Source organism: Streptomyces sp. ST2-7A, assembly GCF_021390475.1.
Lineage (GTDB): Bacteria > Actinomycetota > Actinomycetes > Streptomycetales > Streptomycetaceae > Streptomyces.
Genome location: NZ_JAJUWS010000009.1, coordinates 18,640 through 38,581 on the forward strand (window position 1 = coordinate 18,640; position 19,942 = coordinate 38,581).

Annotated in this window: 18 protein-coding genes; 8 read left to right on the forward strand and 10 right to left on the reverse strand. The window is 73.9% G+C overall.

The window, feature by feature from the left end; genetic code table 11:
• Positions 1 to 6 precede the first annotated feature (6 nt).
• A complete protein-coding gene (locus LZF96_RS07695; RefSeq protein WP_233867653.1) occupies positions 7 to 558 on the reverse strand; it encodes an EF-hand domain-containing protein in 552 nt (183 codons plus the stop codon).
• A 222-nt stretch (positions 559 to 780) separates the two neighbouring features.
• Positions 781 to 1,176 (reverse strand): hypothetical protein, encoded by a 396-nt coding sequence (locus tag LZF96_RS07700; RefSeq protein ID WP_233867664.1) that lies wholly within the window; start codon positions 1,174 to 1,176, stop codon positions 781 to 783.
• 124 nt (positions 1,177 to 1,300) lie between these two features.
• Here LZF96_RS07700 and LZF96_RS07705 point away from each other — a divergent pair, with 124 nt between their 5' ends.
• Both LZF96_RS07705 and LZF96_RS07710 read left to right on the forward strand, forming a co-directional pair.
• Positions 1,301 to 2,272, forward strand: coding sequence for an NAD(P)-dependent oxidoreductase (locus tag LZF96_RS07705; protein ID WP_233867667.1), 972 nt, complete (start codon positions 1,301 to 1,303; stop codon positions 2,270 to 2,272).
• A gap of 97 nt (positions 2,273 to 2,369) precedes the next feature.
• Complete coding sequence (locus LZF96_RS07710) at positions 2,370 to 2,735, forward strand: hypothetical protein (RefSeq protein ID WP_233867670.1); 366 nt, start codon at positions 2,370 to 2,372, stop codon at positions 2,733 to 2,735.
• A 46-nt stretch (positions 2,736 to 2,781) separates the two neighbouring features.
• Here the strand turns inward: LZF96_RS07710 and LZF96_RS07715 are convergent, their stop codons facing one another.
• The gene (locus tag LZF96_RS07715; protein ID WP_233867673.1) at positions 2,782 to 3,819 is read right to left on the reverse strand and encodes an endonuclease/exonuclease/phosphatase family protein; all 1,038 of its coding nucleotides are present in this window, start codon (positions 3,817 to 3,819) and stop codon (positions 2,782 to 2,784) included.
• A 187-nt stretch (positions 3,820 to 4,006) separates the two neighbouring features.
• Here LZF96_RS07715 and LZF96_RS07720 point away from each other — a divergent pair, with 187 nt between their 5' ends.
• Entirely contained in the window at positions 4,007 to 5,029 is a 1,023-nt protein-coding gene (locus LZF96_RS07720; RefSeq protein WP_233867676.1) for an NUDIX hydrolase, read from the forward strand.
• Positions 5,026 to 5,859, forward strand: coding sequence for an MBL fold metallo-hydrolase (locus LZF96_RS07725; RefSeq protein WP_233867679.1), 834 nt, complete (start codon positions 5,026 to 5,028; stop codon positions 5,857 to 5,859). Before LZF96_RS07720 ends, LZF96_RS07725 begins: the two co-directional genes overlap by 4 nt.
• Before the next feature lie 111 nt (positions 5,860 to 5,970).
• On the opposite strand, the gene LZF96_RS07730 is transcribed toward LZF96_RS07725, so the two are convergent.
• Positions 5,971 to 6,645: a Crp/Fnr family transcriptional regulator gene (locus LZF96_RS07730; RefSeq protein ID WP_143622078.1), complete on the reverse strand. Its 675-nt coding sequence runs from the start codon at positions 6,643 to 6,645 to the stop codon at positions 5,971 to 5,973.
• 921 nt (positions 6,646 to 7,566) lie between these two features.
• Between LZF96_RS07730 and nth the strand changes: the two genes are divergently transcribed.
• From nth to LZF96_RS07745, 3 genes are read left to right on the forward strand one after another with little or no spacing between them, the layout of a single operon-like run.
• A complete protein-coding gene (gene nth, locus LZF96_RS07735; protein ID WP_233867681.1) occupies positions 7,567 to 8,415 on the forward strand; it encodes an endonuclease III in 849 nt (282 codons plus the stop codon).
• A gap of 23 nt (positions 8,416 to 8,438) precedes the next feature.
• Positions 8,439 to 9,215: a CoA pyrophosphatase gene (locus LZF96_RS07740; RefSeq protein WP_267940621.1), complete on the forward strand. Its 777-nt coding sequence runs from the start codon at positions 8,439 to 8,441 to the stop codon at positions 9,213 to 9,215.
• A 13-nt stretch (positions 9,216 to 9,228) separates the two neighbouring features.
• Positions 9,229 to 10,428, forward strand: a complete 1,200-nt coding sequence (locus tag LZF96_RS07745; RefSeq protein WP_233867687.1) for a MarP family serine protease — start codon at positions 9,229 to 9,231, stop codon at positions 10,426 to 10,428.
• A 258-nt stretch (positions 10,429 to 10,686) separates the two neighbouring features.
• On the opposite strand, the gene LZF96_RS07750 is transcribed toward LZF96_RS07745, so the two are convergent.
• The 6 genes from LZF96_RS07750 to LZF96_RS07775 all read right to left on the reverse strand — a co-directional run bounded on the left by LZF96_RS07750 (position 10,687) and on the right by LZF96_RS07775 (position 17,935).
• Positions 10,687 to 10,878 carry a hypothetical protein gene (locus LZF96_RS07750; RefSeq protein WP_233867690.1) on the reverse strand — a complete coding sequence of 64 codons (192 nt, stop codon included), beginning with the start codon at positions 10,876 to 10,878 and terminating at the stop codon, positions 10,687 to 10,689.
• Between the two features lie 161 nt (positions 10,879 to 11,039).
• A complete protein-coding gene (locus LZF96_RS07755) occupies positions 11,040 to 11,978 on the reverse strand; it encodes an alpha/beta fold hydrolase (RefSeq protein WP_233867693.1) in 939 nt (312 codons plus the stop codon).
• Between the two features lie 320 nt (positions 11,979 to 12,298).
• Positions 12,299 to 12,772, reverse strand: coding sequence for a phage holin family protein (locus LZF96_RS07760; protein ID WP_233867696.1), 474 nt, complete (start codon positions 12,770 to 12,772; stop codon positions 12,299 to 12,301).
• A complete protein-coding gene (locus LZF96_RS07765) occupies positions 12,769 to 12,918 on the reverse strand; it encodes a hypothetical protein (RefSeq protein WP_233867699.1) in 150 nt (49 codons plus the stop codon). The genes LZF96_RS07760 and LZF96_RS07765 overlap by 4 nt, the downstream gene beginning before the upstream one ends.
• Positions 12,919 to 13,284: 366 nt before the next feature.
• Positions 13,285 to 15,282, reverse strand: coding sequence for an acetate--CoA ligase (gene acs, locus LZF96_RS07770; protein ID WP_233867702.1), 1,998 nt, complete (start codon positions 15,280 to 15,282; stop codon positions 13,285 to 13,287).
• A gap of 283 nt (positions 15,283 to 15,565) precedes the next feature.
• Positions 15,566 to 17,935, reverse strand: coding sequence for a bifunctional SulP family inorganic anion transporter/carbonic anhydrase (locus LZF96_RS07775; protein WP_233867705.1), 2,370 nt, complete (start codon positions 17,933 to 17,935; stop codon positions 15,566 to 15,568).
• A gap of 613 nt (positions 17,936 to 18,548) precedes the next feature.
• On the opposite strand from LZF96_RS07775, the gene LZF96_RS07780 reads away from it, so the two are divergent.
• The gene (locus LZF96_RS07780; protein WP_233867708.1) at positions 18,549 to 19,775 is read left to right on the forward strand and encodes a hypothetical protein; all 1,227 of its coding nucleotides are present in this window, start codon (positions 18,549 to 18,551) and stop codon (positions 19,773 to 19,775) included.
• The last annotated feature ends 167 nt before the right edge of the window (positions 19,776 to 19,942 follow it).

Sequence of the window (19,942 nt, forward strand, 5' to 3'; positions counted from 1 at the left end):
GCGGGGTCAGACGCGCCCGAAGAACATGCTGCCCGGGGCGTCCGGGTCGTGCGAGAGGAAGTGCTCGCGGATCGCGCGAATGAACTCGTGGCGCGAGATCGTTCCATCCCCGTCGGTGTCCAAACGGGTGAACACCTCCATGGCGTCAGGGGAATCGCTCCTCCGCACGTCCCGGAGGAAGCGGACGAACTCGTCCTTGCCGATCTCGTTGTCGCCGTCGATGTCGAGGACGTCGAAGATCGCGTGACCGCCGCCCTCGGTCACGTTGAGCCGGCTGGTGTCGATGACCGCGAGGCGGTTCGCCGTGACGAACTGGTCCTTCGTGAGTCGATCCGAGTCCACGCCCGCGTGACGCAGCAGCTCCAGCCAGTAGATCTGGTAGAAGGTCTGGAGCGCCCTGGCCCGGCGGTCGTTCCTGTCGAGCCGGTAGGCCTGGATGTAGCGGTCGGCGAGCCGCTGGTAGTCCGACCAGTCCAGGTAACCGTCGTGGTTGGCGTCCATGGAGTCGAACTCACGCTCGAGCTTGACGGTGATGATGTCCTGCGCCGTGGTGGTCATGGGCCGGGTCCTTCCGTGGGTCCGTCTCGCGGCTCCCCCAGCATCGGGACGGACACCCCCGGGGCGGGGGACCGGCCACGCCCATGTCACCCGATGTGGTGCTCGTCTTCATCCGTTCGGTCCACCTCGTACGCCGATGCCCCGGACCCGGGGTCCGGGGCATCGGCCGGTCGAAGAGCAGGGGCGCGCCGCCGAGTTGGCCGGGCCGGCGGCGGCCCGTCCTCACCCCGTCCGGCGCGGACGCCGGTCGGCGGCCAGGGCGGCGAGGGAGAGCAGCGCGGCGGCGGTGGTGCCGGCGGCCATGACGCCGCCCCGTGACCGCCAGGACATCACCGAGCGGGTCGAGCGGGCGGAGAGCAGCGAGGCGGTGCTCAGCCACGAGCCGACCGACAGGATCGACAGGGCGGAGCCGACGGAGCCCACCGCCAGGAACGACCCCACCGATCCGATCGACAGTGCCGAGCCGGTGGAGCCGATCGAGAGCACGGAGTCCCGGGACCACAGGGAGAGCACCGAGTCCGTGGAGCCGACGGAGAGCACGGAGTCGCGGGAGCGGACGGATCGCACGGAGTCGATGTTTCCGGAGTGACGGGCCCCGGTGCGAGAGGGTTTCGACATGACGCCATCGTGCCCCCGGGAGCGGGGTTCGCGCAGCCCGGCGCGTGCCCCGCCGCTTCCGTGTCCCGACCGGGCGGGAGGATGGCCGGGGTCGGGAGGGGCCCGATCGGAGAGGACAACGGGCATGGCGGCGGACGGCATCGCGATCGGACCGGCGGAACGGGCGGCGGACGCCCCGACGCGGGCGAACGAGCCCGGCCTGGGGCAGTTGCGCGCACGGATCGCGGAAGCGGTACGCGAGGGCGGCGGTCGGGTCGTCGAGCCGGCCGAGGCCGCCGGCCTGGTGTGGCTGACGCCGGCCGACGCGGACGCGCTCAACCGCCTCCTCGACGCCCATCCGGCCATCCGATGGGTGCAGTTCCCCTGGGCCGGGGTGGAGAAGCTGGTGGCGAACGGTGTCACCGACCGCCCGATCACCTTCACCAGCGCCAAGGGGTTGTTCGCCGAGCAGGTGGCCGAGCACGCCCTGACGCTCGCCCTGGCCTGTCTGCGGAGCCTGGCCGTGCAGGCCCGCACGCCGCGCTGGCACTCGATCGACCCGGCTTCGCTGTTCCGGCGCCGGGTGACGGTGGTGGGCGCCGGCGGCACGGCGCGGGAACTGGTGCGGTTGCTCGCCCCCTTCGGCTGCGAGGTCCGGGTGGTGCGCCGGTCGGCGGGGGAGCGGGTCGAGGGGGTGGCCGAGACGCTGCCGGTGTCCGCGCTGCCGGAGGTGCTGCCGCGCACCGACGTGCTGGTGCTCGCCCTGGCGCTGACGCCGGAAAGTCGGCAGTTGATCGGGGCGCGGGAGCTGGCCGCGCTCCCCGCGCACGCCGTGGTGGTGAACGTGGCCCGGGGCGCCCATGTGGACACCGACGCGCTGGTGGCGGAGTTGCGGCGGGACGGCCTGGCGGCGGTCGGGCTGGATGTGACCGACCCGGAGCCGCTGCCGGAGGGGCACCCGCTGTGGTCGGACCCGCGCGTACTGATCACCTCGCACTGCGCGGACTCCGCCGAGTTCGCGACCCGGGTGTTGTGCGGGCGGGTCGCCCGCAACGTGGCGAACCTGCGAACGGGCCGGGAGTTGGAGGGGCCGGTGGATCCGAAGGCGGGGTACTGAGCGATCACCGCCGTTCGTCACACCGCTGTCCACCGCCTGTGGACAACGCCGGGCGGGTGGGGCCGGATTGTCGGTGCCGGGGTCTACCGTTCCGGTCATGGAGATCACGGAGAAGCCGATGCGCCCGACGACGCGGTGGCGGGACCGGCTCGCTCGGCAGCCGGAGCTGTACCCGACGGAGCTGCTGGAGGCGGCCGACGCGGTCCTGGACGCCTTCGACAGCGAGGTGGCCGCGCTGGGCGACGCGCCGTCCGACGCCGAGGTGGTGGCCCGGGTCGAGCGGGTGGTGACGGCGTTCAACGACCTCGACGAGCGCCACGGCTTCATCGAGACGATCGAGCGCGAGGAGCTGTGCGATCACATCGACGCCGTGCTCACCGCCCGGGGGGTGGATGTCGAGGCCCTCGCCGGGCGGGCGGGGATCGGCCGGTGGGAGCTGACCGACGCCTGGCGGGACTGGTAGGCGTCGGGTCGGGTGCCCGGCGCGGCGACCGGGCGCCCGACCGGGGTCAGCCGGTGGGCGGGACGTTGAGGTGCGCGTAGATCGGGAGGTGGTCGCTGCCGGTGGCGGGCATCACGAGCAGGCGCTCGATCTCCAGTCCCCGGGTCATCACGTGGTCGATGCGCGCGATGGGGAAGGTCTCGGGCCAGGAGAAGCGCAGCGGCCCGCCGGTGGAGTCCATCCGGTCGGTGATCGGACCCAGCCCCCGGTCGTCGATGGTGCCGTTGAGGTCGCCGAGGAGCACGATCCGCTCCAGGGGCTCGTCTGCCAGCGCCTCGCCGGCGACCCGGGCGGCCTCATCGCGGAGGCGGGTGGTGAAGCCGGTGGGGCCCACCCGCACGGAGGGGAGGTGGGCGACGTACACGGCGAGGTCGCCGTCGGGGGTGCGAGCCCGGGCACGCAGCATGCCGCGGGTCCACTCCGGGCCGAGCGTCGCCGGTCGGACAGGGACGTTGCGCACCTCGTCCAGGGGGTGCCGGGACCACAGGCCGAGGGTGCCGGAGACGACGTGGTGGGGGTACTCGGAGTCGAGGATCGCGGAGAAGGCGGGGAGGAGCTCGGGGGTGATCTCCTGGAGGCCGATGAGGTCGGCCCCGGTGTCGGCCAGGCTCCGGGCGGTACCGGCGGGGTCGGTGTTGTCGTCGCCCACGTTGTGCTGGGCGACGGCGTAGCCGGTTTCGGGGACCGAGTGGGGGTCCGGGGCCGTCAGGGCGGCTCCGTGCAGGACCAGCCAGACGCCGGTGGGGACGAGCAGGGAGACCGCCGCGCCGGCGGAACGTCGCAGGAGCGCGACGAGCGCCAGGAGGGGAATCGCCGCGCCCAGCCAGGGGCGGAAGGACTCCAACAGGCTGCCGAGCCGTCCCGGGGTGTTGGGGACGATGCCGGGAACGGCGAGCAGAAGGGCCGTGAACAGGGCGAGCGGTACGAGGACGCGGCCTGTCCGGACGAAGGGGATCAGGGGGCGCGGTTCGGAGTCCGCCCCCGTCGGGGGCGCCGGTGACCGGTCGGGGGACGGCGGCGCGGAGGGGGAGTCGGAGGTGCTCATCCTCCATGGGACGTGGCGGGGCCCGCCGGGGGTTCCCGACGGGCCCCACCTCCTCGCGACCCTGCCGTGGTCCGGGGCCACTGGAGCCCGTTCCACTCTCCCCCCACTCTCCCCCGGGTGACCGCTCCCGGCATCCCGGGCGGGGCACGGTGCCGGGAGCCGGGTCCCTGCACGTACCATCCGCCCCATGGGAGCGACGGACGGCGACACGGGCGGGGTCGGTACGGGCGACGGCGGGACCGGGCGGACGGCGGCGGGAGGCGGTGCGGCCGACGCGGGGACGTCGGCGCCGTCCCCGGCCGGCGGGCAGTGGTTTCCGCCGGAGTGGGCCGGGCGCATCCGCGCGCTGTGGGCCGGTGAGCTGGTGCCGCCGGAGCCGCGTCGGGCGGCGACGGTGATGCTGCTGCGCGACGGCCCGCTCGGGGGCTCCCCGGTGGAGGTGTACCTGTTGCGGCGCCGGGCGTCGATGGCGTTCGGCGCGGGCGCGCACGCCTACCCGGGCGGCGGGGTGGATCCGCGCGACGAGGAGTGGGACGACGCGGCGGCGGGCTGGTCGGGCCCGGACCGCTCGCGGTGGGCGGCCCGGCTCGGGGTCTCCGAGGCGGTGGCGCAGAGCATCGTCTGCGCGGCGGTGCGCGAGACCTTCGAGGAGTCGGGGGTGCTGCTGGCGGGGCCGCACGGCGGCGGCGTGGTCGCGGACACCACCGGCGACGACTGGGAGGTGGACCGGCGGGCGCTGGTGGACCGGAAGCTTTCCTTCTCGGAGTTCCTGGCCCGCCGCCGGCTGGTGCTGCGCAGCGAACTGCTGGCGCCGTGGACGCGGTGGATCACGCCGGAGTTCGAGAGCCGCCGCTACGACACGTGGTTCTTCGTCGCGGCGCTGCCGGTCGGGCAGCGCGCGCGGAACGCCTCCACGGAGGCGGACCGCACGCTGTGGACGGCGCCGGGCGATGCGTACGCCGGGTACCGGCGCGGTGAGTTGCTGATGATGCCGCCCACCGCCGCGACGCTGCGGGAGCTGGCGGAGTCGGTGGACTCGGCGGAGCCTGCGGTGGTGCGGGTGGCGGCCGACGGCCGGGACCTGTCGCCGGTGTTGGCGCGCACCCGCCGGGAGGGCGGGGAGATCGTCATCCACTGGCCGGGGTACGAGGAATTCGAGAAGCGGATGCCCGATCCCGAGGCGGGCGGCGGAGCGGAGGAGCGGCGATGACGGAAGCGGTCTCCCGGCCCGGGCGACCCCGGGCCGGGACCATCGACGGGCCGGCGACGGAGCGTGCCACCAGCGTGCTGGCGCCCAACCCGTCGCCGATGACGCTGGACGGGACCAACACCTGGATCGTCGCCGAGCCGGATGGCCGCTCGGCCGTGGTGATCGACCCCGGTCCGCTCGACGAGGGGCACCTGCGGAAGGTGATCGCCGCGGTCGAGGAGAGTGGGCGGCGCGTCGGCCTGACCCTCCTCACCCACGGGCACGCCGACCACTCTGAGGGCGCGGCGCGGTTCGCCGAGTTGACGGGCACGGCCGTGCGGGCGCTGGACCCGGCGTTCCGACTCGGTGGTGAGGGGCTGACCGCCGGTCAGGCCGTGGAGATGGACGGGCTGGTGCTGCGCGTGGTGGCGACGCCGGGGCACACGCACGACTCGTTGTCCTTCCACATACCCGCCGACGGCGCGGTGCTGACGGGGGACACGGTCCTGGGTCGGGGCACCACGATGGTCAGCCATCCCGACGGGGACCTGGGGGACTACCTGGACTCGCTGCGCCGGCTGCGGTCGATGACCGTGGACGACGGCGTGGAGACGGTGTTGCCGGGGCACGGCCCGGTGTTGCGGGACGCGCAGGGCGCCATCGACTACTACCTCGTGCACCGCGCCAAACGGCTGGCGGAGGTGGAGACGGCGGTGGAGGACGGGCTGCGCACGCCGGGGGAGGTGGTGGCGCGGGTGTACGCGGACGTGGACCGCACGCTGTGGCCGGCGGCCGAGCAGTCGGTGCGGGCGCAGCTGGAGTACCTGCGGGGGCACGGCCTGATCGAGTGACCCGGGTGCCGGAGCCGCCGGGTCCCGGCGACGCCGGAACGCCCGAGGGGGCCCGGAGGTCCGGGCCCCCTCGGGGAGATCACGGTACCGGGGCCGGTCGGGCCCCCGGGATCAGCGGCTGCGACGGGCCAGACGCTCGATGTCGAGCAGGATGACCGCGCGGGCCTCCAGCCGCAGCCAGCCGCGCGCCGCGAAGTCGGCGAGGGCCTTGTTGACGGTCTCCCGGGAGGCACCGACCAGCTGGGCCAGCTCTTCCTGGGTGAGGTCGTGCACCACGTGGATGCCCTCCTCCGACTGCACGCCGAAGCGGCGGGAGAGGTCCAGCAGAGCCTTGGCGACCCGGCCGGGCACGTCGGAGAAGACCAGGTCGGACATATTGTCGTTGGTGCGGCGCAGTCGGCGGGCGACGGCGCGCAGCAGGGCGCCGGCGACCTCGGGCCGGGCGTTGAGCCAGGGCTGGAGGTCGGCGTGGCCCAGGCCCAACAGCCGGGACTCGGTCACGGCGGTGGCGGTCGCGGTCCGGGGCCCCGGGTCGAACAGGGACAGTTCGCCGATCAGCTCACCGGCACCGAGGACGGCGAGCATGTTCTCCCGACCGTCGGCGGAGGTGCGGTGCAGCTTGATCTTGCCCTCGGTGACGACGTAGAGGCGGTCGCCCTGGTCGCCCTCGTGGAACAGCGCCTCGCCGCGCGAGAGCGTCGTCTCGGTCATGGAGGCGCGCAGCTCGGCCGCCTGCTCGTCGTCGAGCGCCGCGAAGAGCGGTGCGCGCCGCAGAACGTCGTCCACGAGTTCTCTCTCCCTGTCGGCCGTCGGCCCCGATCGGCTGTCCGCCGCTCGGCTGTCCGGATGTCGTCCCGGCCATCATGCCGGACGGTACGTCCTTTTCGCCGAGCGACAAGTCTGGCGTACCACGGCCGGTCGGGGCATACCAGGGGGCCGTTCGGGCTCCCCGGGGCGTTCCCGCGGGGGATTCGGGTCGGCAGGGGAGGCCGACCGGCCGGTGGTTACCGGGGAGTCAACCGGTCGGCGCGATATCCGGCGATGGCGGGAGCACGGGACGCGGCCGGTTTTCGATCCCCGGCGTGTTCGCCCGGGGCGAACACGCCGGGTGGGTTCTCGGCGTACCCCCGCCTCGGTGCCGTCACCTCGGCCGGGGTGCCCGCCGACCGGTCGGCGGGCGGGTGTTCGACCGGCAGGCGTCCGCCTGGTCGCCGACACGGTCGGTCGCCGCTCGGCGGCGGATGCTCAGGGTCCGGCCGGTGCCGCCACCGCCCCTGGCCCGGCCGGGGTCGGCGGTCGGCGGTCGGCGGTGTCCGTTTCCCGGACCGGGTTCGCCGGGTTCACCGGGGTCGGCGGTCGGCCCCGACCGGTGTCCGCTTCCCGGCCCGGGGCCGTCGGGTTCGCCGGGGTTGTAGAGGTTGTGCCCCGGACCGGCCGTCCCGCCTCCGTGCCGGTCCGGTTGGGGCCGTCACCGGCGCCGGGCCCGGCCGTCATCCCACCGCCCCGCACGCCGTACCGTGGGGTCGCCCCGCGCCTACGCGCTGTCCCGTCCCCGCCCCGGCGCCGGATCCCGCGCCCCGCCCCGGCGCCGGATCCCGCGCCCCGTCCCGGCGCCGGACCGGCGTGGGACGGTCCTCGGCCGGGAACCGACCGGAACCCCGATGTTTCCGGTCCCGCCGGCATCGCCCGGCCCGTAACCTGGGGCGCATGTCACAGCGCAGCAACGCGGCCGGTGGGGGCCGCAAACCGGAGACCCGGCTCGCGATGGTCCGCCGGGCCCGCCGGATCAACCGAGAGTTGGCCGAGGTCTTCGACTACGCCCACCCGGAGCTGGACTTCCGCGACCCCTTCGAGTTGTTGGTCGCCACCGTGCTGTCCGCGCAGACCACCGACCTGCGGGTCAACCGCACCACCCCGGCGCTCTTCACGGCGTACCCCGACCCCGCGTCGATGGCCGACGCCGACCCCGAGAAGCTGGAGGAGTTGATCCGCCCCACCGGCTTCTTCCGCAACAAGGCGAAGTCGCTGCTCGGCCTGTCGGCGATGCTCCGTGACGAGTTCGACGGCGAGGTGCCCGGCCGGCTGGAGGACCTGGTGAAACTGCCGGGCGTCGGGCGCAAGACGGCCTTCGTCGTCCTGGGCAACGCCTTCGGCGTCCCCGGCCTGACCGTGGACACCCACTTCGGGCGCCTGGTGCGCCGGTGGGGCCTGACCGAGTCCACCGACCCGGAGCGGGTGGAGGCGGAGATCGCGGAGATCATCCCGAAGAAGGAATGGACGGACTGGTCCCACCGCGTCATCTTCCACGGCCGCCGCATCTGCCACTCCCGCAAGCCGGCCTGCGGCGCCTGCCCGATCACCCACCTGTGTCCGGCGTACGGGGAGGGCGAGACGGACCCGGAGAAGGCGAAGGCGTTGCTCAAGTACGAGATGGCGGGCCTGCCCGGGCAGCGGCTGCGACCCCCGGGGAACTTCCCCGGGCCGCCCGCGGCGCCGGCCGACCCCTCCTCATCCGCCGACGCGGCGGGCGACATCCCCTCCACGGAACGCGCGTGAGCGCCGGCGCGCCCGGCCCGGGCATGTCCCCCTCCGCGGCCGGGCCCTCCGCGGCCGGGGTTCCCCGCCCCGCCTCCGGCGTCACCGGTACGGCCCCGCTCCCCGCCGGAACCGTGCCGGTGGCGTCCCCGTCGCCGGCCGGGCTGACCACGGCGGGCCTGCCCTCCTGGCTGGCCCCCGTGAACCGGGCGGCGGCGGCCGTCGCCGCCGGCGGGCTCGGTGGCCTGCGGCGCCCGCCGGAGAGCGGCGGACGACCGGCGGCGGTACTGGTGCTCTTCGGCGAGGGCGCGGTCGGCCCGGAACTGCTGCTCATGCAACGCGCCTCCAGTCTGCGCGACCACCCCGGCCAGTGCTCCTTTCCCGGCGGCGGCCTGGACCCGGAGGACGGCGATCCCGCCGGTGAGGGCCCGGTGCGGGCCGCGCTGCGCGAGGCCCGGGAGGAGACCGGCCTCGATCCGGCGGGGGTGCAGCCGTTCGCCACCCTGCCGAACCTCTTCATCCCGCCCAGCGGGTTCGTCGTCACGCCCGTGCTCGCCTGGTGGCGGGAGCCCACTCCGGTGGGAGCGGTCGATCCCGGCGAGACCGCACGGGTGTTCACCGCGCCCGTCCGACGGCTGACCGACCCGGCCCACCGGGTCACCGTCGTGCACCCCAGCGGGTACCGGGGATCGGCCTTCCTGGTCTCCGACGCCCTCGTGTGGGGGTTCACCGCGGGCGTGATCGACCTGATTTTGCGTCATGCCGGATGGGAAAGGCCCTGGGATCGTACCCGGGAGATCCCCCTGGACCTCTCCGCATGAGACGGTTGCCGTCATGAACGCGCTGGACTACCTGCTGCTGCTCGCCGCCGTCTGGTTCGCCGTCGTCGGCTACCGGCAGGGCTTCGTGGTCGGCATCCTCTCGGTGTTGGGGTTCCTCGGCGGCGGCCTGGCCGCCCTGTACCTGGTGCCGATCGTGTGGGAGCGGGTGGGCAACGGCTCGCCGCCGGGCACGGGTTGGGTGATCGCCGCGGTGGTGGTGGTCATCGTCTGCGCCTCCGCCGGGCAGGCCGTGACCACTCATGTGGGCAACCGGCTCAGACAGCACATCACCTGGTCGCCGGCGAGGGCGCTGGACGCCACCGGCGGTGCCCTGGTGAACGTGCTGGCGATGCTGTTGGTGGCGTGGCTGATCGGTTCGGCGCTGGCCACCACCACACTGCCGACCATCGGGCGCGAGGTGCGCGGTTCCCAGGTGCTGCACGGCGTCTCCAGGGTGCTGCCCGACCACGCCGACACCTGGTTCTCCGACTTCAGTTCGATCCTCGCCCAGCACGGCTTCCCGCAGGTCTTCACCCCCTTCTCCGGGGAGACCATCACCGACGTGCCGCCGCCCGACCAGGCGTTGGCCGTCAGTCCGGCGGTGGAGCGGGCCCGTGAGTCCATCGTGAAGGTGGCCGGGACCGCGCCGAGTTGCGGGAAGGTCCTGGAGGGCACCGGCTTCGTCTTCGCCCCGCAGCGGGTGATGACCAACGCCCACGTGGTGGGCGGGGTCAACGAGCCGACGGTGCAGATCGGCGGCGAGGGCCGGGTGTACGACGCCCGGGTGGTGCTCTACGACTGGGAGCGGGACGTGGCCGTGCTGTACGTCCCCGACCTTCGGGCCCCGGCGCTGGAGTTCGCCGGGGAGGACGCGGTCGGCGGGGACGACGCCATCGTCGCGGGCTTCCCGGAGAGCGGCCCGTTCGACGTGCGGGCCGCCCGGGTGCGCGAGCGCATCCAGGCCAACGGCCCGGACATCTACCGCCGGGGCACCGTGCAGCGCGACGTGTACTCCCTGTACGCGATGGTCCGGCAGGGCAACTCCGGCGGACCGCTGCTGACCCCCGACGGCCGGGTGGCGGGGGTCATCTTCGCCAAGTCCCTGGACGACGACAACACCGGTTACGCGCTGACCAACGACGAGGTGGCCGGGATCGTCGAGCGCGGTCGCGCCGTCGACGGTGCCGTGGACAGTCAGAGCTGCGCCATGTGAGACGGGCTCCCCGGTGTCGACGCCCGACGCCCGGGGACCCCGCCGACGACCACGGCGACACCCCCCGACACACGCCGCGCGCCCCGCTCCGGAGGAATCCGGGGCGGGACGCGCGGAGCGTGGTGCGTGCGTGCGTGGGTCGGGCCGGGGGCGTCGGCGGCGGGAGGCCGTCGGCTCTCCGGCGGATGGATCGGTGGGTAGGGAACGGGTGAATCGGCGTCGGGACGTGGTGTGGGTACCGGTTCGGTACGAACCGGGTCAGCCGCGCGGATGGCGCAGTCGGGTACCCACCCAGCGTGCCCGGCGCCGGAGGAGGTGCGGGAATCCGATCAGCGGATCCCCGGGGCGGAAGGAGCCGAGATGCCGAACGGCGCTCTGCGCCGGTGCGGCGGCTCCGTTGCCGCTTCGGGAGATGCGTGCCACATCACGGTGGTCGTGCGTCCAGCCCATACCCCCGACTCTGCCCCACTCGCGCGATCGGTAACCGTCCACGGCACCGGCTTCTCGACCGTGCCGCCGGTACGTGCCGCGGGCCGGTACCGGTCCGCACGGCCCCGGCGTGGGATGAACCACCGGTGAACAGTGGGCGGATGTCGGATGAACGGCGGCGATCAGCGATCGGGCTCCGGGTCCCGCAGCCAACGGATCAGCTCCGAGGTGAAGGCCAGCGGGTCCTCCTCGTGCGGGTAGTGGCCCAGGCCCTCGAACAGCCGCCAGCGGTAGGGCGCCTCGACGTACGCCGCCGATCCGGCGGCGCTGCGGGCGCGCACCACCGGGTCCAGGGCGCCGTGCAGGTGCAGGGTCGGCACCCGCACCGGGGTCCGCATCCGTCGGTTGAAGGCGATGCCGTCCGGGCGGGCCAGGGAGCGCACCATCCACCGGTAGGGCTCCACCGCGCAGTGGGCGGTGGGCGGGATGCACATCGCGCGGCGGAACACCTTTACGGCCTCCTCGTCGGGGCCGCCCGCCGGTCCCGACCACTCCTCCAGTAGTCGGGCGACCTCGGCGCCGTCGTCGGCGATCAGCCGTCGCTCGGGCAGCCACGGACGCTGGAACCCCCACACCGCGCCGCTCGCGGCTGTCTGCCGGGGGTCGCGCAGCAGCGCGGCCCGCCAGGCCCGGGGGTGCGGCATCGAGGAGACCGCCAGTCGGCGCACCAGCTTGGGACGCATCACCGCCGCCGTCCACGCCAGGTAACCGCCCAGGTCGTGACCGACCAGCGCGGCGTCCGGCTCGCCGAGGGAGCGGATCACGCCGGTGACGTCCAGCGCCATGTTGGCCGGGTCGTACCCGCGGGGGGTGCGATCGCTGCCACCCACACCCCGCAGGTCCATCGCCACGGCGCGGTACCCCGCCTCGGCGAGGGCGGGCAACTGCCGGCGCCAGGTCCACCAGAACTGGGGGAAGCCGTGCAGCAGCAGTACCAGGGGGCCCTCGCCCATCTCGGCGATGTGGAAGCGGGCGCCGTTGGCGGCGACGTCGCGGTGGGTCCAGGGGCCGTCCCGGTGGACGACCCCGGCGCGCGCCTCGGAGTGCTCGGGTGCGGTCATGCGGCGAGTCTTTCACCTCGGCGGCGGGATGGCCGAAAGATCCCCGGCGGGGCGTGGTGAAGGACCGTGATCCTCGCCGTCCGGTGCCGGCCGCCACCGGGTGCCGGCGACCCGTACGGATGTCCGAAAACGACCAATCAAGACCAAAGGTGATCGGAGGTGGCCGGCGGGAACCGGAGGTGCTCCGGCCCATCGCCCCGCACCGACCTCGGGCGGCGCGGGGCGATGGGCGGCCCCGCCGGGAGTTCGCCCCGGGGCCCCGGAGAACCGTTCGAAGGGTGTCCCGCGGGTGCGGGAGGGCGGGTCGCCCCGCCCGCCGGTCACCGCTCGACGACGGCCCGGTGGGAACCGCTGCCGTTGGACGAGGCCGGCGGCAGGGCCGGGGCGTCACCGCGCGGGTGCGGCCTGACGTTGGAGAGCACGGCGGCCGACTCCTTGAAGGAGGCGGTCAGATCCTCCTTGGGGGAGTTGCGCTTCAGCAGGGCCCGTCCCACCAGCGCGAGCACCCCGGCGACCAGCAGGAACACGCCTGCGGTGATCAGGAAGGCGATGGCGAGCGGCACGTTCCACCAGGCGTGCAGCCAGTACCCCAGGGCCAGGGCGAAGGGTGGCAGCGAGAAGATCGCGACCACACCCGCCGCCGCCAGGGCGGCACCCCCCGTACCCGCCTGCTGTACGTCGTGCTTGAGTCGGGCCTTGGCGAGTTCCATCTCGTCCCGCATCAGTCCGGAGAGCTCACCGGTGGCGTCGGACACCAAACGGCCGATGCTGCGTCCCTCGTCCGCTGCGCTCATCGTGGCCTCTTCTCCTCATCGCTCACTCGTGGGTCGGGGTCGATCACGGCGTTCGGCTCCGACACCCGGTCGGGCCCGCCGTCGGTGTCGGCGGATTCCGCCGAACGGTGGTCCCCGGGCGCGTGCCGTTCCGGGCTCCCCGCCATCCGCAGATGGTATGCGGGGTCACCGGCGCCCCGGTGGCCCGGCGCGCCGCCGGGGCCGGAGGCTCCCGTTCCGACGGGCTCCGGGGTGCCCCGGGTGTCGCTCCCGTTCCTCCCGTCGTCCGGTTTCCCTTTCCGCCTTCCCCGTCCACCCGGTTTCTCCCCTTCTTCGGGGCGTACTTCGCGGGGTACTTCGCGGCCGGACCCCGGGGCTCCGGCCACGGCTCCTGCCGCACCGGCCGGGGCGCCCCGTCGGGGTCCCGCCCGGATCCCGGGGGGTCGAGTGGAATTCGGGTGGGACGCACCCGGCGCCGGTGATCACCGTGCCCGCCGTCCGCGTCGGGACAGGGGTGGCGGGGTGGCGGGGGCTCAGTCCTCGCCACCGCTGCCGGAGGGCAGCTTGTCCTGGATCAGCTGCATCACCGAGGAGTCGGTGAGGGTGGTGACGTCACCCAGCTCACGGTTCTCCGCCACGTCCCGCAGCAGGCGGCGCATGATCTTGCCGGACCGGGTCTTGGGCAGCTCGGCGACCGGCAGGATCCGCTTGGGCTTGGCGATGGGGCCGAGCTGCTTGCCGACGTGCGCCCGCAGCTCCTCCACCAGACCCTCGTCCTCGGCGGCCGATCCGCGCAGGATCACGAAGGCGCAGATGGCCTGGGTGGTCTGCGGGTCGGCGGCGCCCACCACGGCCGCCTCTGCGACCTTGGGGTGGGAGACGAGGGCGGACTCGACCTCGGTGGTGGAGATGTTGTGACCCGACACCAGCATGACGTCGTCCACCCGGCCCAGCAGCCAGACATCGCCGTCGGCGTCCTTCTTGGCGCCGTCCCCCGCGAAGTACAGGGGCGCGCCCCTCTCCAGGCCCGGCACCGAGCCGGCGCGGAAGCGGGACCAGTAGGTGTCGATGTACCGCTGGTCGTCGCCCCAGATGGTGCGCAGCATCGAGGGCCACGGCTCGGTCAGCACCAGGTAGCCGCCGTTGCCGTCGGGTACCGCGTTGGCCTCGTCGTCCACCACCGTGGCGCCGATGCCGGGCAGCGGCACCTGGGCCGATCCGGGCTTGGTGGAGGTCACGCCCGGCAGGGGGCTGACCATCATGGCGCCGGTCTCGGTCTGCCACCAGGTGTCCACGATCGGGGTGCGGCCACCGCCGATGTGCTCGCGATACCAGATCCATGCCTCGGGGTTGATGGGTTCGCCCACCGAGCCGAGGACGCGCAGCGAGGACAGGTCGAACTCCGCGGGGATCTCGTCGCCCCACTTCATGCACGCCCGGATCGCGGTCGGGGCGGTGTACAGCAGGGTGACGCCGTACTTCTGGACGACCTCCCACCAGCGGCCCCGGTGCGGGGTGTCGGGGGTGCCCTCGTAGATGACCTGGGTCGCGCCGTTGGAGAGCGGCCCGTAGACGATGTACGAGTGCCCGGTCACCCAGCCGATGTCGGCGGTGCACCAGTAGACGTCGCTCTCCGGCTTGAGGTCGAAGACGGCGTGGTGGGTGTAGGAGGTCTGGGTGAGGTAGCCGCCGGAGGTGTGCAGGATGCCCTTGGGCTTCCCGGTGGTGCCGGAGGTGTAGAGGATGAACAGCGGGTGCTCGGCCTCGAAGGCCTCCGGGGTGTGCTCGGGGGACTGCCGACCGACGGTCTCGTGCCACCACAGGTCGCGGCCCTCGGTCCAGGCGGTCTCCTCGCCGGTGCGGCGCACCACCAGGACGTTGCGGACCTGCTCGGTGCCGGGCCGGGTGAGGGCCTCGTCCACGGCGGGCTTGAGGGGTGAGGGCTTGCCGCGCCGGTAACCGCCGTCGGAGGTGATGACCAGACGGGCGTCGGCGTCCTGGATGCGGGTGGCCAGCGCGTCGGCGGAGAATCCGCCGAAGACCACCGAGTGGGGGGCGCCCAGACGGGCGCAGGCGAGCATCGCGATGACCGCCTCGGGGATCATCGGCAGGTAGATCGCGACCCGGTCGCCGCTGCGGACACCCAGCTCCAGCAGGGCGTTGGCGGCGCGGGAGACCTCCTCGCGCAGCTCGGTGTAGGTGATGCTCCGGGTGTCACCCGGCTCGCCCTCGAAGTGGAGGGCGACCCGGTCGCCGTGTCCGGCCTCGACGTGCCGGTCCACGCAGTTGTGGGCGACGTTCAGCCGGCCGTCGGCGAACCACTTGGCGAAGGGCGCGTCGGACCAGTCGAGGGTCTGCTCGGGTTCCACGGCCCAGTCCAGTCGGCGGGCCTGTTCGGCCCAGAACCCGAGACGATCGGCGGCGGCCCGTTCGTAGGCGTCGGCGGTGACGTTGGCCCCGTCGGCGACCTCGGCGGGCGGCGGGAACCGCCGATCCTCCGTCATGAGATTGGCCAGACTCTCGTTGCTCACGACATCTCCCTTGCGCCGCCGACATGTGTCCCGGAACACACCTCACCAGCCCATCTGCCCTTTGACAAGGGTTTCCGAACAAGTGGTCCAGACCTGTCACGGCGAGCGGTCGCGTCCGCGCGGCGAGCGGTTCGGCCCCGCGACGAACGGACGGTCGGGGAAAAATCCATGTGACCGTCCCGGGTCGTCCCGGAGTCGGGACGTGGTTCGCACGGGGTCGCCCCGGGGGCGGGGCGCGCTCGGACGGACCCGACCACACCCCGCCCCGGATCGGGGGACGCGCTCATCCGGTGAGGACGTCGGGCCGCACCGAGGTGAAGACGGCGGGACCCTCGTCCGGGTCGCCGGCCGCCCGGAGCGTCGTCCCCGACGCCTCCAGGACGTACGCCTGGGCCTCACCCACGTGGAAGTACATCCCGCGCAGGGCCAGCGAACCCTCGCGCACCGCCCGGGCCACGCACTCGTGCCGGGTCAGGTGCTCCAGCTGCTGCAGGACGTTCGTCAGGCACAGTGCCTCCACGTCGTCCGCCGCCGGGCGCTCGTCCAACCGGGGGGCGACACCCCCGGTGGCCTCCAGCCGCTCGAGCGAGACGCGGCCGTGACGCAGCCAGCGGTCCAGCGGACCCCCGCCCTCGGGGTCGGTGGTCCCCGAGGCGCGCAGAGCCTGCATCGCCCCGCACCCGGAGTGGCCGCAGACGGTGATCGACCGCACCCGCAGCACCGTGACCGCGTACTCGATCGCCGCCGCCACGGAGGTGTCGCCCTCCTCGGTGCCGGGCACCGGCACCAGGTTCCCGACGTTCCGCACCGTGAACAGCGACCCGGGCCCGCTGGAGGTGATCATGCTGGTGACCAGCCGGGAGTCGGCGCAGGTCAGGAAGAGTTGACCGGGTCGCTGCCCCTCGCGGGCCAGCCTGGACAGTTCCTCGCGGACCAGGGGCGCGGTGCGGGACTGGAAGGCGCGCACACCGCTGAGCAGCTCGTCCACCGTGTCGGGGAGGACCGGCGACGCCCCGCCGGGGTCGGCGGGGGCGCCGGCCGGCGCGGAGCGGTTCGCCGCCCCGCCGGTCGCCGGGGCGGGAAGGGCCGGGCGGCCGGTGTTCCGGTAGTAGTTGTGCCAGGGCAGGCGAGGACGCCGGAAGGCCCGCTCGGCGGCCGGCTCGGCGGCCGGAGCCCCGCCGCCGTCGACGATCTCCACGAGCCCGCCCCGGTCGACGTGGGCGGTGCGCCAGTCGTGCAGTGTCTCGTAGGCGGCGTGGTCCAGGAACGAGCCGGTCAGCTCGACCGTGACCACGGTGCCCTCCGGGATCCCGGCCAGGACCCGGCTCAGGCGCGGTACGACGAGGAAGGTCAGCGGCCCCTCGGCGCGGACGCGGCGGGAGCCGTCGCCGAGTTCGTCCACCGAGATCCGGGTGTGCGTGAGCCGGTGCAGGGCGAGGACCACCGCGCCGGCGATGCCGATGCCCACCCCCTCCAGTACGCCGAGGAGGATGACCCCGGCGGTCGTGACGGCGTAGACGACGGTCTCGCGGTGGCGGGTGACGTTGCGCAGGTGGTGGATGCCGGCCATTTGGATGCCGACCACCATCACCAGCGCGGCGAGCGCGGCCAGCGGGATCGTCTCCAGGACGTTGACCAGCAGGCCCGCCGCCAGCAGCACCCAGCAACCGTGCAGGATGGTGGACCTGCGACTCACCGCGCCCGCCGCGACGTTGGCGGTGCTGCGCACGGCGACCCCGGTCACCGGGAGACCGCCCAGCGCGCCGGAGACGACGTTGGCCGCGCCCTGGCCGCGCAGCTCGCGGTCCAGGTCGGCGCGCGGGACCGGCGCCCCGCCGCGCCGACGACGGGCGGTGGCGAGCTTGTCCACGGCGACGGCGGACAGCAGGGATTCCACGCTGGCCACCAGGGTGACGGTCAGTACGGCGGCGATCAGGCCGAGCACCGGACCCTCCGGCATACCGGGCAGGGCGTGGCTGTTCCAGGACGGCAGATCCACCCGGGGCAGCCGCAGACCGGCGAGGCCGGCCACGGCGGTGGCCAGGAGGACGGCGGCCAGGGCGGCGGGCAGGGCCCGCCGGACCCGCTCACCCGTGTCGCCGCGCAGGCGTGGCCAGGTCAGCAGGACGGCGATGGTCAGGGCGCCCACGCCGACCGCCGCCGGGTCGAGCCCGGCGAGCTGCGCGGGTAGTTCGACGAGGTTGTCGATCACCGAGCTCTGCGGGTTGCCGCCGAGCACCACGTGCAGTTGGGCGACGGCGATGGTGATGCCGATGCCGGCGAGCATGCCGTGCACGATGGCGGGGCTGACCATCAGGGCGGTGCGGGCCACTCGCAGGGCGGAGAGGGCCAGTTGGGTGAGGCCGGCCAGCACGGTGATGGCGCAGGTCACGCGCCATCCGTACTGCTGGATGAGGTCGGCGGTGATCACGGTGAGGCCGGCGGCCGGGCCGGTCACCTGGAGCGGGGCGCCGCCGAGTCGGCCGGCGACGATGCCGCCGACGGCGGCGGCCACCAGGCCGGCCTGGAGGGGGGCACCGGTGGCGAGGGCGATGCCCAGGGACAGCGGGAGGGCGATGAGGAACACCGCGATCGATGCCGAGAAATCGGCGCGGAGCCGTTCCCGGGGGGTGGTGGGGGCGCAGGCGGACATTTCCGTCTCCGTCCGTCGGAGGGGGTCGGGGAGCGCACGGAAGGTGGGCAGGTCGGGCCGGCGCCCACGTCGACCGCCGCCGGCCGTCGCGTCGGGCGCGGCGTCGGGCGCGGTCGGGTGTCGATCGCCGGCGGCGGTACCGCGGCCGGGGCGGGCCGGAGCCCGGTACCACGAGCGACGAGGTGCCGAAGCGTCCGGTGCGAATACCTTCCGTATCGGTATGACTACTCTCAAGTGTTGGTAAATGAAGAGTAATGCCACGTAAAGGTCTGCACTAGTCCACGCCCTTACTCTTGCGACTGATTCCACCCAAAGGGTGAAAAAAGCCTCCTTTTCGCTTGTCATATCAACGTCTTTTCCGATTCGCGGGGGAGCGTGGTCGTCCCGGTGTGCACCACATCGGGACGACCACGGACGGTGGGAGGATCGGATGACGGGTGGATCAGGGGGATCACGGACCCGATGGGCGAGGGGCGCCCGGCGGGCGGGACGCGACGGGACGGGGAACGCCCGGGGCGGGTCCGGCGGGGAAACCGGGCCGGGAATCCGGCGCGGGGCCGGTCCCGGGGCCGGTCGGGCGGGCCCCCGGGCGCTCCTCGCCGCCGCCCTTGCCGTGATCCTGGCGGCCTGTTCGGGCGGCGTCCCGGAGCCGGGGGAGCGGGCGGCCGAACGGGACGGCGGGGCCGACGCGACCGCGGGGGCCGGCGAACCGGGAGCCGGCGCCCCGGCGGGCCCCTCCCCGGGCAACCCCCACCTGCTCGGTGACGGCTCCACCGCACTCACCGGCGGGCAGCCCAACCAGCCCACCGTCGACCGGCTGCGGGCGGGCGAGAAGCCGCCGCAGTTCGTGGTCTTCTCCTGGGACGGCGCGGGAGAGGACGGCAACCGCCTCTTCTCCCGGTTCCGCGAGATCGCCCGGGAGAGCGACGCGCACATGACCTACTTCCTCTCCGGCATCTACCTGCTGCCGGAGAGCCGACGCGACCTGTACGCGCCGCCGGGCCGTTCCCCGGGGGCCTCGGACATCGGCTACCTCTCGGAGGAGAGCATCGCCGCGACTCTCGAACAACTGCGCGGCGCGTGGCTGGACGGCAGCGAGATCGGCACCCACTTCAACGGTCACTTCTGCGGTCCCACCGGGGTCAACACCTGGACGCCCGAGGACTGGGTGTCGGAGACCGAACAGGCCAAGTGGATGGTCTCCAACTGGAAGACCGTCACCGGCTGGGACCACCTCGAACCGCTCCCCTTCGACTACGAGGAGGAACTCATCGGTGGCCGCACCCCCTGCCTGGAGGGCCGGGACGCGCTGCTGCGCGCCGCCGGCGACCTGGGGCTGCGCTACGACTCCAGCGGCAACGGGCGGCAGGTGTGGCCGGAACGCACCCCGGACGGTATCTGGGACATCCCGCTCCAGCAGGTGCCCATGCCGGGCCGCGCCTTCGAGGTGCTGGCCATGGACTACAACTTCATGGTCAACCAGTCCGGACCGGGCAGTGGCGACCCGTCCATGCACGCCTTTTGGGAACAGCAGACCCGGGAGGGCCTGCTGGAGGGCTTCCGCCGCGCCCACGAGGGCAACCGGGCCCCGCTGATCATCGGCAACCACTTCAACGGATGGAACGGCGGCATCTACATGCGCGCCGTGGAGGACGTGATCCGGGATGTCTGCCCCCGGGAGGACGTGCGCTGCGTGTCCTTCCGACAGTTGGTGGACTGGTTGGACGCCCAGGACCCGGAGTTGCTCGCGGCCCTGCGCACCCTGGACGTCGGCACCGCACCGGCGGGGGGTTGGGAGGCGTTCCCGGCCTCGGCGCAGGTCGCCGACACGGCCCCGTGACGGGCGTTCCGTGACGGCGGATGCTCCGCGACGGCGCGGGGGAGGCGGGCAGCCCGCCTCCCCCGCGCCGTCTCCCGGTCCGGCGGGCCGCCGGACCGGTGCTTCGGAGCCCGGCGAGCAGGGGGCGCCCCGCCGCCCCGCCCTTCCGGCCGGTGTCCCGGCGCTTC